13 protein-coding genes are annotated in these 16,114 nt (G+C 42.1%); 10 read left to right on the top strand and 3 right to left on the bottom strand.

The genetic code is table 11. The annotated features are described in order from the left end of the window. Positions 1 to 34: 34 nt before the first annotated feature. The 7 genes from IPM95_15275 to IPM95_15245 all read left to right on the top strand — a co-directional run bounded on the left by IPM95_15275 (position 35) and on the right by IPM95_15245 (position 9,562). On the top strand, positions 35 to 1,417 hold the full coding sequence (locus tag IPM95_15275; protein ID MBK9330619.1) for a BamA/TamA family outer membrane protein: 1,383 nt from the start codon (positions 35 to 37) through the stop codon (positions 1,415 to 1,417). Between the two features lie 37 nt (positions 1,418 to 1,454). Further along, a complete protein-coding gene (locus IPM95_15270; GenBank protein MBK9330618.1) occupies positions 1,455 to 2,333 on the top strand; it encodes an NAD kinase in 879 nt (292 codons plus the stop codon). A 130-nt stretch (positions 2,334 to 2,463) separates the two neighbouring features. Further along, on the top strand, positions 2,464 to 4,380 hold the full coding sequence (asnB, locus tag IPM95_15265; GenBank protein ID MBK9330617.1) for an asparagine synthase (glutamine-hydrolyzing): 1,917 nt from the start codon (positions 2,464 to 2,466) through the stop codon (positions 4,378 to 4,380). A gap of 147 nt (positions 4,381 to 4,527) precedes the next feature. Further along, positions 4,528 to 6,426 (top strand): alkaline phosphatase D family protein, encoded by a 1,899-nt coding sequence (locus IPM95_15260; GenBank protein MBK9330616.1) that lies wholly within the window; start codon positions 4,528 to 4,530, stop codon positions 6,424 to 6,426. Positions 6,427 to 6,497: 71 nt separating this feature from the next. After that, a complete protein-coding gene (locus tag IPM95_15255; GenBank protein ID MBK9330615.1) occupies positions 6,498 to 7,628 on the top strand; it encodes a glycosyltransferase family 4 protein in 1,131 nt (376 codons plus the stop codon). Positions 7,629 to 7,680: 52 nt separating this feature from the next. After that, positions 7,681 to 8,802, top strand: a complete 1,122-nt coding sequence (locus IPM95_15250; GenBank protein MBK9330614.1) for an undecaprenyl/decaprenyl-phosphate alpha-N-acetylglucosaminyl 1-phosphate transferase — start codon at positions 7,681 to 7,683, stop codon at positions 8,800 to 8,802. A 568-nt stretch (positions 8,803 to 9,370) separates the two neighbouring features. Then, positions 9,371 to 9,562 (top strand): hypothetical protein, encoded by a 192-nt coding sequence (locus IPM95_15245; GenBank protein ID MBK9330613.1) that lies wholly within the window; start codon positions 9,371 to 9,373, stop codon positions 9,560 to 9,562. A gap of 13 nt (positions 9,563 to 9,575) precedes the next feature. Here IPM95_15245 and IPM95_15240 read toward each other — a convergent pair whose 3' ends face one another. After that, positions 9,576 to 10,220, bottom strand: a complete 645-nt coding sequence (locus tag IPM95_15240) for a CoA pyrophosphatase (GenBank protein ID MBK9330612.1) — start codon at positions 10,218 to 10,220, stop codon at positions 9,576 to 9,578. A 152-nt stretch (positions 10,221 to 10,372) separates the two neighbouring features. Here IPM95_15240 and IPM95_15235 point away from each other — a divergent pair, with 152 nt between their 5' ends. Then, positions 10,373 to 11,446, top strand: coding sequence for an alkaline phosphatase family protein (locus IPM95_15235; protein ID MBK9330611.1), 1,074 nt, complete (start codon positions 10,373 to 10,375; stop codon positions 11,444 to 11,446). A gap of 60 nt (positions 11,447 to 11,506) precedes the next feature. Then, entirely contained in the window at positions 11,507 to 12,535 is a 1,029-nt protein-coding gene (gene pheS / locus IPM95_15230; GenBank protein ID MBK9330610.1) for a phenylalanine--tRNA ligase subunit alpha, read from the top strand. A 12-nt stretch (positions 12,536 to 12,547) separates the two neighbouring features. Here the strand turns inward: pheS and IPM95_15225 are convergent, their stop codons facing one another. Beyond that, positions 12,548 to 12,874 carry an iron-sulfur cluster assembly accessory protein gene (locus IPM95_15225; protein ID MBK9330609.1) on the bottom strand — a complete coding sequence of 109 codons (327 nt, stop codon included), beginning with the start codon at positions 12,872 to 12,874 and terminating at the stop codon, positions 12,548 to 12,550. A 20-nt stretch (positions 12,875 to 12,894) separates the two neighbouring features. Next, positions 12,895 to 14,166, bottom strand: a complete 1,272-nt coding sequence (serS, locus tag IPM95_15220; GenBank protein ID MBK9330608.1) for a serine--tRNA ligase — start codon at positions 14,164 to 14,166, stop codon at positions 12,895 to 12,897. A gap of 236 nt (positions 14,167 to 14,402) precedes the next feature. Here serS and rho point away from each other — a divergent pair, with 236 nt between their 5' ends. Next, positions 14,403 to 16,001, top strand: coding sequence for a transcription termination factor Rho (rho, locus tag IPM95_15215; protein MBK9330607.1), 1,599 nt, complete (start codon positions 14,403 to 14,405; stop codon positions 15,999 to 16,001). Positions 16,002 to 16,114: the final 113 nt, after the last annotated feature.

Here is a 16,114-nt window from a genome sequence, read left to right as displayed (position 1 = left end):
AATCTTTTTTTTACAGTTAATTTTCTGTTCCTGCTTGTCTTACGCACAAGACAGCACGCGTTTTCTGAAAGTCAGGAATATTTATATTGAGGGAAACAAGAAAACGAAACCTTTTGTCATCCTTCGTGAAATGACCATTCATCAGAATGATTCTTTCCCTGCAAAAGATATGGATGCTGTCATATTGCAGAACAGGCTCAATATCTTCAATCTCAAGTTATTTAACGATGTCAACGTCAATATAAAGAACTGGGAGGAAGACAGCCTGGACCTGATCATTAAGGTTAGAGAACGATGGGTGATCTTACCCGCACCAATCATAGCGTTTGCCGACCGTAACGTAGCGGAATGGTGGAGGCAGTATCGTCATGATTTCAGACGTCTGCAATATGGATTACAACTGAACTGGGATAACCTTTCGGGCAGAAACGACCGCCTGTATTTTGCCATGAGCTTTGGTTTCGCCCAGCGGCTGGATATTGGGTATTCCATTCCGCAGTTCAACAGAAGGAAAGAGCAGGTTGGATTGTCGATCTTGTTCAATATGTCGCGCAGTAAGCGCATTGCCTTCAATACGCTGGATGATGAACTGGCCTTCATGAATCTGGGAACATCCTGGCAGTTGCAAAAAATTCAGATCACACAGCAGATTTCTTACCGGAAGAAAATTCATAACACACATTATTTTCAGATTGGTTACGGCTTCAGTGCCATCAGCGATTCGGTACATCATGCGAATCCGGATTATTTCCTGGATAGCGCACGGCATCAGCATGCTTTTAAGTTAGGTTATACGTTTGTGTCGGATTACCGGAATATCAGGACTTATCCGACTGACGGCTGGTACTTTGCCGCTAATTTTACCAACTACGGATTGGGATTCATGAAAACGAGAATGACCACCGCCGGTGTCCAGTTCAGCAAGTACCTGTTATGGAAAAAACATCCCCGTTTTTCCGCAGCGGCTATGATAAAAGGTCAGGTTTCATGGCCACTCCGTCAACCTTACAGTTTGCAGCCTGTGAAATCATTCGGATACGAAACAAATGCCATCAGAGGGTACGAGATTAATGTAATAGACGGTCAGCATTTTTTATTATTTAAGAATGAATACCGTTTCCGTGTCTTTGATTTGCAATTAAGGAAATTAAAAAAACTGCAGGCCAAAAATTCGCCCATCCTTAATTCCTCATTGGCATATTTACCCTTTAATATGTATCTTACCGCTTATTTTGATGCCGGCTATGCCTGGGATTATTATACGGTACAAAATAACCAATACAGAAATAAATGGCAATTTGGTTTTGGAGGTGGTATAAATTTGGTAACTTTCAATGACAAATTGCTGCGGTTGGAATACAGCTGCAACCGATATTTACAACATGGCTTTTATATTCATTTTGAACAACCGTTGTAAGGTAATGGAGATTAGCGTAAGATAACCATAAAATAGAATGAGAATAGGCATATACAGCAGGATTTTTAAGGAAGAGCACACGCCCTTCGTGCTGGAGTTGTTGCAGCAGCTTTACCAGAAAAATTTTTCCGTATCTGTTTACGAAGAATACTATAAATCCATAAAAAAACATCTTCCGAAACAAAGCATACAACTTTTCAGAAGCCATCTGGATGTTAAAGCCAACATAGATTTACTGATTACATTAGGGGGAGACGGAACATTGCTGGATACCCTGCATTTGGTGCGCGACAGCGAGATTCCGGTTGCCGGCATTAATATGGGCAGGCTCGGATTCCTGGCCGATATTCACAAGGAAGAGATTAAACAGCTGATAGACTCCATTGAGCAAAACACCTATACCATTGAAGACAGAACGCTGATTTGCGTCGAGACGAATAAGCCTGTTTTCGGAGAGGTAAATTATGGGTTGAATGAATTTACCATCCACAAGACAGATTCGTCTTCCATGATTGTGGTACATGTATATCTGAACGGGGAGTTTCTGAATTCATTCTGGGCGGATGGATTAATTATAGCAACGCCAACAGGTTCTACGGCCTATTCGCTGAGTTGCGGGGGGCCAATCGTATTTCCAGCATCCGGAACGTTTGTCTTAACGCCGGTTGCACCGCATAACCTCAATGCCCGGCCTATTATTATTGCAGATGATACGGTACTGTCGTTTGAGGTGGAGTGTCGCTCCAATAATTTCCTGTGTTCCATAGATTCGCGTTCCAGGAATGTCGATAATACCTGTCAATTGGCAGTGCGCAAAGCCGGTTTTTCATTCAAGTTGCTGCGGATGCCCGAAAGCTCTTACCTCAATACCCTCCGCGAAAAGTTAAACTGGGGCGAAGATTCCAGGAATAGCTGACCTTTTCAGTCATTCAGTGTGCATCGAGAAATCTTGTCATTATTTTTGCCAATATGAAAAATGCTGTTTTTTTTGACATCAAAAGTGACAAAGAAAATTGTAACTTGTCCATCGAAAATGGTCTATTGAAATGTGCGGAATTGCGGGTGCTTTCTCTTATAAAAACAAACTGGTTCAGGACGAATGGCTGCAAAATGCAGCTGTCTCCTTGAAAAAACGGGGTCCCGATAATCAGAACTATGTAACTATCGGTAAGGCATCCCTGATACATGCCCGTTTATCCATCATTGATACCTCTGAACAGGCAAACCAGCCTATTTACGATGCCTCCGGCAGATATGCAATCATTTTTAACGGGGAAATTTTCAACTATCAGTCTATTCGACATGAATTGCAGCAAAAAGGTGTACAGTTCAGGACACAGTCGGATACCGAAGTGCTCTTGTATGCGTATATACACTTCGGAAATGATTGTCTTCATAAGCTGAATGGATTTTTCGCGTTTGCGGTTTATGACAAGGAAGCCGAAAAATTGTTTATCGCCTGTGACCGTTTTGGAATCAAACCGTTGTATTATTATCAGGATGAAGATTATTTTTTCTTTGGGTCGGAGTTAAAGGCGATTCTGAATTTCCCTGTACCGAAAGAAATCAACTGGAGTTCCGTGAGTCTTTATTTTCAACTCAATTATATCCCCGGCAAGAATTCCGTTTTTAAAGACATACAACGGTTAGAACCTGGTTCATTTATAGAAATAAATAGTCGACCGTCGACCGTCGACCGTCGACCGTGGTCTGTTCAACATTGGTACACCATTCCCTACAACGCCCTGCAGGCGGAGCAAAATCAACTTTCCTATTCCGAACAGAAGAAAAAGTTCATAGACCTGATGGACGATTCTGTTCGGTTGCGATTAATCTCGGATGTGCCGTTGGGTGCCTTTCTGAGTGGGGGGATTGACTCCTCTGTGGTCACGGCCATGGCGGTCAGGCATACCCAGCACCTCAATACGTTTTCTATCGGGTTTGAAGGCAATGGATTTTTTGATGAAACACCCTACGCCAATCTGGTTGCCAAACATTTTAATACCAATCATACCGTCTTTAAATTAAAGAATGATGATTTGTTCCAGAGTCTGCATGAATTGCTCGACTATACGGATGAGCCGTTTGCGGATTCGTCTGCCCTGCTGGTCAATATCCTTTCTAAATTTACCCGGCAACAGGTAACCGTTGCACTGAGCGGTGACGGTGGGGATGAGTTATTTGCCGGATACAATAAACACTACGGTGAATGGCAGACAAGGAGCGGCAGCTGGCAGGCCAAAATGATTCACCTGCTGCAACCTGTGTGGGAACGCATGCCAAAATCCAGAAGCGGGAAATTGGGAAATAAAGTCCGTCAGTTGGAGCGATTTGCTTCAGGGATGGATATTTCTCCGGCAGAACGCTGGTGGCGTTGGTGTTGTATCAGCGACGAGGCATATCCGGAAAAATTACTGAATGATAAGGTGGACAAGGTATTGACGGATATAATCGAAACCCGGCAGCAGTTTTCTTCTGTGGTTGATTTTGACGGTACGCTCAATGATTGCCTGCTGGCGGATGTCGGGATGGTATTGCCCTATGATATGCTGGTGAAGGTGGACAGGATGAGCATGCTCAATTCGCTGGAAGTGCGCGTTCCTTTCTTAGATTATCGTATCGTGGAATTTGCATTTTCATTGCCCGTATCAAGCAAGATAAATGGATTCCTGAAGAAAAAGATTGTGCAGGATTCCTTCCGCGAAATTTTGCCCAACGAATTATACAACCGTCCTAAAAAAGGATTTGAGGTGCCGTTGCTGCAATGGTTCAGAACCGATTTGAAAGATAAGATTCTGAATGACTGGCTGTCGGATGATTACATTCGGTCGCAGGGTGTCTTTAATATAGAGATGATACAGGAACTGAAACAGCGGTTGTTTTCCCATAATCCCGGCGATGTGCATGCACAGGTCTGGGCATTGATTGTGTTTCAGAATTTCTGGAGAAAGTATATGGAATAAGAGATTTCAGACCAATATTAAGAATACGTGTTTTATCTGATTTATTTGTGTAGAAATCCGATAGTATGTGAGAATGCTGTTTGTAAATTCGGTGTATCAATGAAGTAAAAATTATCATAGTACTACTTTTGAGAAACACTAATCCTCATGTACAGATTTTACACCTTTGTATTTCGTTTTTTTATCTTTACGACAATTCTGGCAACAAATAACAGAGCGTTTGCTCAGCCAAATTCTGCCTCCAGAATATATGTTGATTCATCGCTGGCACCTTTCTATCATGGTGTTGCCTCCGGTGATGCAGTCCAAAATTCCGTATTTATATGGACCAGGATTACAACAGATGCTGCTAATCCGGAAGTACAATGGCGTGTCGCCACGGATACATCCATGACCAATGTCGTTCAAAGTGGTTCTGTCAGCACCTCGGCAGATAACGATTATACCATCAAGGTGGAGGCTACAGGATTACAACCAGGAACGTACTATTTTTATGAATTTAAATACGATGAAAAATACTCCCTGCGCGGCAGAACAAAAACGCTGCCGTCCGGTGATGTGAATCAGGTGCGGTTGGGTGTAGTATCCTGTTCCAGTTTTCCTCACGGGTATTTTAATGTCTATCAGGTGCTGAATCAGCGCAATGATGTGGATGCCATCGTGCATTTGGGAGATTATATTTATGAGTACGGCAAAAATGAATATGGAACTACTCGTGTACCAGAACCGGAAAATGAAATTTTGACACTGGCAGATTACAGGTTAAGGCATAATATGTATAAACTGGACTCTATGTTGATGCGTTTGCATCAGCAGTATCCGTTTTATACCATCTGGGATGATCATGAATTTGCCGATAATGCCTACGAATCAGGAGCGGAGAATCATACCGCAACGAATGAGGGTGACTGGCAGATGCGCAAGATGGCGGCTTTGAGAGCCTATAATGAATGGATGCCCATCCGGACAATAGACACCGTTCCGGCTATAAGGCTTTATAGAAAATTCAGCATTGGCAATCTCGCGGATTTGTTTTTCATTGATACCAGAATCACTGCTAGAAATGAACAATCTTTGGCTGCATCCATTACAGGAATAGATGATACATCGCATTACCTGATAGGACCTGAACAGTTCGATTGGCTTAGAAATGGATTAAGGAACTCTTCTGCAACTTGGAAACTAATTGCAAATCAGGTGATGGTAGCTCCTTTCAAGGTCTTTAATGTGGCATTTAATAATGATCAGTGGGATGGCTACCCTTCCGAGAGAAGAAAGTTTTTTGATATGATTAACAATGAAGGAATTAATAATCTGGTAGTGCTTACCGGAGATATCCATTCTGCCTGGGCGAATGATCTGCCGTTTGGCAGAATGCCTTATGTCAGTTGGAATGGAAAAGGTTCGGTGGGGGTTGAATTTGTGAGTACAGCAGTTACATCTCCCGGAATACCCCTTACCGGAATCTTAGGAAATATCACACAGGATGCATTCTCGCAAATTATCAGAGAGAACAACCCACATGTTAAACACAATAATTTTGTAAACAGGGGTTTTGATATCATTGACATAAATCCGCAACGATGTCAGGGCGATTTTTATAATATCGGCACGATTGAAACACCTAATTTTAATTATTCTCACCAGACAAGTTATTATACGGAAAGAGATTCCAATCATTTAAAGAAGTCTTTAATCCCTAGTAATAACGGAGGGTTAAACACTGTAAAAGGACCCAGATTCCCTAGACAGCAGATTACCACGTCGGTAAAAAATTATTTCGGAGCAATAGAGATAACGGCGGTATACCCCAATCCATTCATCAATTATACCGGCATTCAGTTTTCAACGAATCGCAGCGCCAATCTGAACATATACGTGTATAGTGCAACAGGGCAGTTGGTTTATGTAAAAGACTTGGGCAGCAGACCGAAGGGGGTGTACTTTGAAAAACTGGATATTGCGGATTTACCGAAGGGGCAATATGTCGTGTGTCTGTATAATGGCGAAGACATTATTACCCGTACCGTTGTGAAGGCGGAGTAACTTTCCAAAATAAATCTGCCTGAAAAAATCTAACAACATACCGTTTTCTTGTATATTGCGGGTTGTTGAAAATGTCCGCACAGATAACAACCATAGGCGTAGTTGCCAATACTGCTTTCAACCTTTTTAATTTCCGCCTCGGACTTATAAAGGCGCTTCAGGCTGCAGGTTATCGTGTGCTGGCTATTGCACCAAATGATGAGTATGTTGGATTTCTGCAAGAGCAGAATATCGAGTTTGTGGAAGTCAAAAAATTAGCACGTAAAGGCACCAATCCGTTTTATGATTTGCTGCTGATAAATGAAATAAGGGGCATCTATAAAAAACACAAGATAGATGTGGCACTGCAATACACCATCAAACCGAATATTTACGGAACGTTGGCTGCACGGCTGACAGGAACCAAAACTATCTGTACCGTAACAGGATTAGGGTATACTTTCTTAAATAAAAGCGCGGCTAGCAGGATAGCGCATTTTTTATACAGGGTTGCATTTACATTTGCAGACAAGGTACTGTTTCAGAATACAGATGACATGGAAATGTTTGTTCGGGGGAAGTTGGTCAACAAACAAAAAACGTTGCTGGTGCCCGGTTCCGGCATTGACATAAAAGAATTCTCGCCGCAATACTGCCCGCCTGCAGGAAATGAAACCGGAACTATCCGTTTTTTAATGATAGGCAGATTACTGCGAGATAAAGGCGTTTACGAATATGCAGCAGCTGCGAAAATGATACAGGGAGATGGTATCCGTGCCGAATTTCATTTGCTGGGCGATATCGACCAGAATAATCCGGCTGCCATCCGGCAATCGGAGTTAGATGCATGGATTCAGGATGGGGTTCTGTGTTACAGGGGTTATGCCATAGATATCCGTCCTTACATCTGTGAGGCGGATTGTATAGTGCTTCCATCCTACAGGGAAGGAATGCCCAGAGTAATCTTAGAGGGAATGGCAATGGGAAAACCATGCGTGACAACAGTTGCTCCTGGGTGCAAAGATGCGGTAGTAAACGGACAAACTGGATTCCTTTGTAAGGTCGCAGACGCAGATTCTTTATACGAAATGTTAAAAAAATTCGTTTTATTAGATAAAAAGACCCAAAATCAATTTGGTAAGAATGCCAGAAAAAGGGCCGAAGACTTATTTTCAACGGAAAAAATCAATCTGATTTACATCAAAATCCTGAGAAATCTTTAACGCTTTTTCACTCTTTTTAAATTATTGTTATTAACTTTGGTTATCGAAGAGTATGCGTAGCGACTATTTATTATTGGTTTCAGCCCTTTTGACTTCTTTTGTGCTCACAAATATGTTTATCCCTTCCATAATTAAAGTGGCAAAGATTAAACATTTATTTGATACACCCGGAGCCAGAAAGTCCCATTATGATGTTATCCCGACCTTAGGCGGGGTAGGTATCTTTGGTGGCTTTATGATCAGTTTATGTCTGTTTGGTAAGTTTTATCCTACAAATGGCATGAGGTATATATTGGCTGCCTTGTGTTTTATCTTTATGCTCGGCGCTAAAGACGATATAGTGGAACTGGTGCCAACCAAGAAATTTATAGGTCAGATTTTCGCTGCCTGTATCATTGTCATTTTAGGTGATATACGCCTGACAAGCCTGTATGGCCTGTTTGGAGTTTCCTATCTGGATTACATACCGAGCGTACTGTTGTCTGTAACCACCATTATTTTCATCATCAATGCTTTTAATATTATAGATGGGATTAATCTTCTTGCAGGAAGTGTTTGTATCCTGATGTCGGTGGCATTTGGCGCCTGGTTTTATTATTACGGATTCTTTGATTATGCCATACTGGCTCTATCTATGAGTGGTGCCGTGCTGGCTTTCTTAAAATATAATTATACGCCGGCTAAGATTTTCATGGGTGACTCCGGAAGTCTGTCCATCGGTCTGCTCGCTGCAGTCATGGCCATACAATTTATTGAAAAGAATGAAATTGTACTGCTCAGCGGTTCTAGTAAGGGAATAACCATTATCTCTGCGCCTGCTATGGCCATCGCCATATTGATTATTCCTGTTTTTGACACGTTGCGTGCCTTCTCATTAAGGATTATCAATAGAAAATCTCCTTTTTTGGCAGACAGAAACCATATACACCATAAGCTGATTGATTTAGGCTGTTCTCATATTCAGGCTACCTTTGTTCTTATTGGTGTTAATATCCTGTTTATTGCACTGGTATATTTACTCCAGCACTGGGGTAATCTTTATTTAATGCTTTTTGAATTCACATTGGCTATCGTGTTAACGAGCATTCTCTTTTCATTTAAAACAAAAGAAAAACCGGGGAGAAACAAAGCTGATAAAACGATGCAGTTGTCTCTGGAAATGGATGCAAGATAGCGTACATACTTTCACCCTTTTTCCAATGGCGGAATTCAATTTATTAGTGCATTACTGTATTTACGGAACAGCGTATATTGGATTTACCCTGTAGTCGCAGTACAAAACCTTAACCCAAACGACCGGTATTTATAATTTAACTATCCTGTTTATCAATATGTATAAACAATCACCTGAGCCTGCTTGCTATTTGTTCTGCTGGAAAGCAATGGAGGAATGAGGAAACGTTCTACTTACAGATGATATCCGACACAACCCGGTGCTCGGCTTTATTTGTTCTTTGTTGAGATGCATGTGATGGCGGCATCTTTCAAAGTTGCAAATGCAGAAGATAACATCAAAAGAGGTAAGCCTGTTAGGAAAAGTGTAAGCCCCCCGATTCTCAAAAATAAGAATCTGATTTTGTTTATCCCGGCAATTTATTTAAAATACATACAACTATGAAAATCATGTGTGTTGATGTTGTTTAAAAGGAGTAAAAATGATGAAGATTTGCTGTTCTGCTTACAATAGAGTTCGTTTGGAATTAACTTTAAGAAGCTATATGTAACTGTCAATTTTGCATAAAATGAAAAAAACTATAATCTTCTTCTTTATCCTTGCAGGATTAACTTTAGTTGCAAGGGCACAGGATGAAACATTTCCGCCTCATGATTCCACCCCATCACAGATTCCGGCCTTACCGAAAGTAAAAAAAGAAAAGAAAGTGAAAAAAATCTGTACAGACCGTTATATTACGTACTATTTTAGTCTGTTGTAGTATTATTCAGTTGCTAGGGTAAATGAACACTCCCCTTTTTTATTACTTCACAAAGTTCACTGACCATCATGGCGGTGGCTCCCCACAAAACTTTTCCTTCTATATCATAATAAGGTGCCATAAGGGTGAATCCAAGTGCATTTTTTATGGGTTTTTCTTTTATGATTTCAGGCTGTAGAAATGTATGAATGGGAATCTGTAAAATGGATGCAACCTCTTTTTCTTCCAGAACCAGGAGAGGCGGCTCCTGCAAAATACCTACATATGGATAAACCATAAAGTTGCTTGCAAATACAAAAACATTGGACAACTGGCCGACAACAGAGATTTTATCGGGATGGACACCTATTTCCTCCTGCGTTTCTCTCAGTGCGGCATCCAAATACGAGGCATCTTTTTTTTCAATTTTTCCACCCGGAAATGCGATTTGTCCGCTGTGTACACCGTCATATACCGGACGCTCAATGAATAATAGATGAGGTTCGTTTTTAACCGGATAAATCAATGCCATGACAGCACCCAGCTTTGGTTTAATTAATGGAGGAACATCCAGATTCTTATGGATGCTTAAATACGGCTTTAGCGCCTGATGCGCCGCTTCTCCGGGCAAAGGACGCTGAAATGCCTGATAGAGTTCTTTGGAGAATTGTTCAAACATTGCATAAAAATACGCATTGAGAATCTAATTACATCGTTATCGCTTCATCAAGAAGATTAAATGAAAAAATAATGTTAAATGTGTGTGCCGTATTAAAGGTTATTCACTTAAAATTCATAATTTTATACGACACAATCTAATACGGCATTTTCATGAAAAAAATTACGACTCTATTCGCTGCTGCCCTTTTTTTACTGGCAGGTTGTACAAAGACCACCTCAACAACGGATGATGGTAACTTGTCTGTCATTGCTTTCGGCTCTTGTTGTGAACAGTTTTTGGGAGACAAAAAAATCTTTGACAGAATTATTGAAAAGAACCCGCAGCTGTTCATATTTGGAGGAGATAATGTGTATGCAGACTTCTTTGCATTAGCTCCCGGAACGCCGGATTATATCCGTGGTGCATATGCCCAGCTGGGCGGGGATAAGGCCTTTCAGCGCCTGAAAGCAAACGTACCGATTCTCCCTATTTGGGATGACCATGATACCGGACAAAACGATGGCACATCTGACAATCCTGTGAAAGGAGTGGCAAAAGCCGAATTTTTTAAATTTTGGGGAATACCGGCTGATGCCCCTCGTCGTAACAGACCGGATGGGGGTATTTATGATGCCATTTATTATGGAGATGATGCACATAAAGTGCAGATTATTTTACTGGATTTACGATGGAACCATACACCTTACAAGGCTTCAGGCCCAGGTGCTGCATTAAGCGGGTACGATACGATGATGTCTCCGGATGCGACCATTCTGGGCGCCACACAATGGACATGGCTGGAAGAAGAACTGAAAAAACCGGCAAAAGTTAGAATCATCATGTCCAGTTTACAGTTTAACTCCTTCTATAATGGCGGAGAAAACTGGGCGGTGCTTCCACTGGAGAAACAAAAAATGATTGACCTGTTAAAAAGTACCCGTGCAGAAGGTGCATTTTTCCTGAGCGGGGATATTCACTTTGCAGAATTTACAAAGACACAACCGGATGATATGTATCCTGTTTATGATTTCACAGCCAGTGGTATCACCCACCATGAAGATAAAGTGGGATCTACGAACGATGCCATCAGAGTGGGTAATGGCTGGCAATATGTTAACTTTGGACTATTAACCATAGACTGGAATGCTTCTCCGGTTACAGTTAAGGCTGAAGTCTACGGCAATACCGACCCGTTGGTGCCTCAGATTTCTCATACGGTTACGCTGGATGAATTAAAATTTTAATTAATCTTTATACAACTTAAAAAGAGGCATTTTTTATGCCTCTTTTTTTAATTTTGAAGGATGGATATTTTTCAGCAGACGACAGCACTCTTAGAGGAAGTCAATGGAGTGATGATTGCTTCCCCGGACGAATTGGAAAAATTTCGTATCCGTTTTCTGGGAACTAAGAATGTATTGAAAGACATTTTTGCCGAGATGAGAAATGTGCCGAATGAACGAAAAAAAGAATTCGGACAGTTGGTGAATAGCGTGAAGCAGGCGGCGGAAGAAAAATTTGCGGCACATCAGGAACAGTTACAACAAACGGTAAGTACAGGAACCGAATCCATCGATTTGACATTACCCGGTGATGTGGTTCCTTTGGGTGCCCGTCATCCTATCAGCATTGTCAGGAACCAGATCACAGACATTTTTAAACGTTTGGGATTTGCCGTCGAGGAAGACAGGGAAATAGAAGATGACTGGCACAATTTTACCGCCCTGAATATGCCCGAAGACCATCCCGCCAGAGATATGCAGGATACATTTTTCATTCAGGTGAATCCGGATGTGGTGTTACGTACACACACTTCTTCGGTTCAGGTGAGGGTCATGGAAAGGCAAAAGCCACCCATCCGTATTTTATCGCCGGGAAGGGTATATAGAAATGAAACCATTTCTGCGCGTTCACACTGTTTTTTTCATCAGATTGAAGGATTATATATTGACGAAGATGTTTCGTTTGCAGATTTGCTGCAGACGCTGGATTTCTTTGCCAAGGAATTTTTCGGACCGGATATAAAAATAAAAGTCCGTCCTTCCTATTTCCCATTTACAGAGCCTTCGGCAGAAGTGGATGTCACCTGTTTTATCTGTGGTGGAAAGGGGTGTAATGTCTGTAAATACAGTGGCTGGGTAGAAATCCTGGGTTGTGGCATGGTGGATCCGAAAGTATTGGAAAATTGCAATATTGACCCGAAGAAGTTTACAGGATTCGCTTTTGGAATGGGGGTGGAACGTATTACGATGTTGAAATATCAGATTAAAGATATACGCCTGCTGTCCGAAAATGACGTTCGGTTCCTGGGGCAATTTAAAAACGCCCATTAATCCACCATTAAATTATAAGCTAAAACTTTCGCCGCAACTGCAGGTACGGGCTGCATTCGGATTGTTGAAGTAAAATCCTTTTCCATCCAGTCCTTCTGAAAAATCTAATTCGGTTCCCAGCAGGTATAAGATACTTTTAGGGTCTGCCACCAGCTTAATGCCTTTGTCCTCGAACACTTCATCGGAAGCCTGTTGCTGGTCATCAAATTTCATATTGTAGGTCAATCCGCTGCAACCGCCGCTGGTGACGGAAACACGCACAAAATGATTCGGGGAAAGTTGGTCTTCTTCCCACATCTTCAACACGCGCTCTTTTGCTTTTTCCGAAATAGATATCATACTTGAATTAAACGTACAAATTAATCAATAAGTTCAAACCTGGTGTAAGGCACCAGCACTTTAGGTATCCTGATGCCATTCTCCGTCTGATGGTTTTCCAGTAAGCTGGCGAGTATTCGGGGTAATGCCAGAGCGCTGCCGTTTAATGTATGCGCCAGCGTTTTTTTGTTGTCGGCATCTTTGATACGCAGTTTCAGGCGGTTCGCCTGAAAGGTCTCAAAGTTTGAAACGGAACTCACTTCCAGCCACCGTTTTTGTGCACCGGAAAATACTTCAAAGTCATAGGTCAGCGCAGAGGAGAAGGTCATGTCGCCGCCACACAGGCGCAGGATTCTGTACGGCAATTCCAACGCCTGCAGCAATCCCTCCACATGTTTCAGCATTTCGTCCAGTGCGGCATACGAATGTTCCGGTTTTTCAACGCGTACAATTTCCACCTTATCAAACTGGTGCAGCCTGTTCAGGCCGCGTACCTCTTTGCCATAACTGCCGGCTTCCCTGCGGAAGCAAGGCGTATAGCCCACTTTCTGAATCGGCAGAGATTTTTCATCTATAATCTCATCGCGGTAAATGTTGGTGATAGGTACTTCTGCGGTCGGAATCAAATAAAAATCATCCACAGTGGCATGATACATTTGCCCTTCTTTGTCGGGCAACTGGCCGGTGGCAAAAGCAGAATCTTTGTTCACCATATGTGGCACCTGCACTTCCTGATAGCCCGCTTCAATGGCTTTATCTAAAAAGAACGTGATTAAGGCGCGCTGCAAGGCGGCTCCTTTGCCTTTGTATACCGGAAATCCGGCACCCGTCAGTTTATTGCCGAGTTCAAAATCAATGAGGTCAAATTTTTTAGCCAGATCCCAATGCGGCAGAGCCGTTTCGGGTAACGCAGGAATTTCTTTCACAGAAAAAGCAATTTCATTCTCTTCCGGCGTTTTGCCTTCCGGAACGATGCTGTTCGGAAGATTAGGCAACTGCACCAGCCGTTCGAAAATTTGTGCCTCTGTTTCTGATACCTTGGCTTCTAATGCGTCAGCTTCCTCTTTGATATCCGCAATTTTATCTTTCTGCGCTTCGGCTTCCTCTTTTTTCCCCTCTTTCATCAAAATGCCTATCTCTTTTGATAATGTATTTCGTTGTGCCAGAAAGTCATCGAGCATTGATTTAGAGGCTTTTCGCTGGTCATCCAGCGCAATTATCTCCTCTACAAACTGCAGTTCCTTAAAATGTTTATGCGCTAAACGTTCTTTGGCAAATGCCGGATCTTTTCGTAATTGGTCAATGGTAAGCATCTTGTCATTGGTATTGTGCTGCAAAGATAGAAATTGCGGTCGGCTTACGCTAAATGTGCCCGTTTAAATGGGTATTTTTCAAAAAAAAGTAACATAAACCATGCGATTTTAGTAAAAAAGTTGTTTATTTGCAGTATCAATCAAATTTCCACAAGATTTATTGACCAATTTCAACGAACGATTCTATAATCCACTGCTTTAATGTTTTTCATTTTCCAACCTAACCAGTTCGACGTATGTACGATATTTCCCTGTTAACAGAAATGTTACTCCCTGAATTGAAAGAAATAGCTGAAAAGCTGATGATACCAAAGGCAAAGATTGCCAAATCCAAAAAACCAGAATTAATTGAGCTTATTCTAAAAATACAAGATATGCAAGAGCCAAATAAAGAAGAAGAATCGGTAATAAATACAGAGGCTACCGAAGAAGAACAATCCAAGGGTAAGAGAGAACGTGTTCGTATCCCGCGCAAGGTGGCTGAAAAAGTGGTGCCGCAAAAGAAAGTTAAAGAGAATCCTTTTTCTGAAAGAAACGCAATGCATGCAGAACATGCCAAGGAAGAAATGGTATCCGTTATAGAAACACCCTCTTTTGAGACCAAAAAAAAAGAGGTGGAATACGTTGCCAATCCTACCCCTGTGCGCAGGGAGCAGGTAACAGAGGAACTAAACGATTCACCGTTGCCGGAAGAAAGGAAAGTGGATTTTAATATTGATCTAGACGGGGTTATCTTGGGGGAGGGTGTATTGGAAATCATCCCGGAGGGATATGGGTTTCTGCGTTCATCCGATTACAATTACCTTTCCTCCCCGGATGATGTTTACGTTTCTCCTTCACAGATAAAATTAATGGGGTTAAAAACAGGAGATACGATTGTAGGCTCTATCCGTCCGCCAAAAGAAGGGGAAAAATATTTTGCGTTGCTGAAGGTAGAAGTGATAAACGGCAAGACGCCCCAGGAAATCAGAGACAGAATTCCGTTCGACTACCTGACGCCGTTATTCCCGCAGGAAAAACTGGATTTATTTCAGGATGCCACGAATTATTCCACCCGTGTGGTCGATTTGTTTACACCCATAGGCAAGGGGCAGCGTGGTATGATTGTCGCACAGCCTAAGACCGGTAAGACGATGTTGCTGAAAGATATCGCCAACTCGATTGCCAAGAACCACCCGGAAGTATACCTGATAATTTTGTTGATTGATGAACGGCCTGAAGAGGTTACGGATATGCAGCGCAGTGTAAATGCGGAAGTTGTAGCCTCTACATTTGACGAACCCGCTGACCGGCACGTAAAAGTCTCGAATATTGTTTTGCAAAAGGCGAAACGATTGGTGGAGTGCGGACACGATGTGGTTATCCTTTTAGATTCCATCACGCGTCTGGCGCGTGCGCACAACACCGTGGCGCCATCTTCCGGAAAAGTACTTTCCGGTGGCGTGGAGGCAAATGCCCTGCACAAACCAAAACAATTCTTCGGTGCAGCCAGGAATATTGAAAATGGCGGTTCGTTGACCATTATTGCTACTGCTCTGACAGAAACCGGTTCTAAGATGGATGAGGTGATTTTTGAAGAGTTTAAGGGAACCGGTAATATGGAATTGCAGCTGGAGCGCAAACTGTCCAACAAACGTATCTTTCCGGCTATTGACGTGATTTCGTCTTCCACCCGTCGAGATGACTTGTTGTTGGATAAAGATGCTTTACAGAAGATGTGGGTACTGCGTAACCACTTAGCGGATATGACGGCGGAAGAGTCGATGAAATTCCTGTTGCAACAGATGAAAGGCACCAGAAGCAACGAAGAATTCCTGATGACTATGAATCGGTAACAATTTGAAAATGAGCCGGTTTGGAGACTTGAAAATGGGATTTTCAAGATGTCCTAAAGGTTAAATCATTGAATTTTCGCTCAAAAAAGCATTTTAGATTGTTTAATTTTCAA

The sequence above is a fragment of the Sphingobacteriales bacterium genome (assembly GCA_016719635.1).
Lineage (GTDB): Bacteria > Bacteroidota > Bacteroidia > Chitinophagales > JADIYW01 > JADJSS01.
This window is presented reverse-complemented; position numbering and strand designations above follow the sequence as displayed.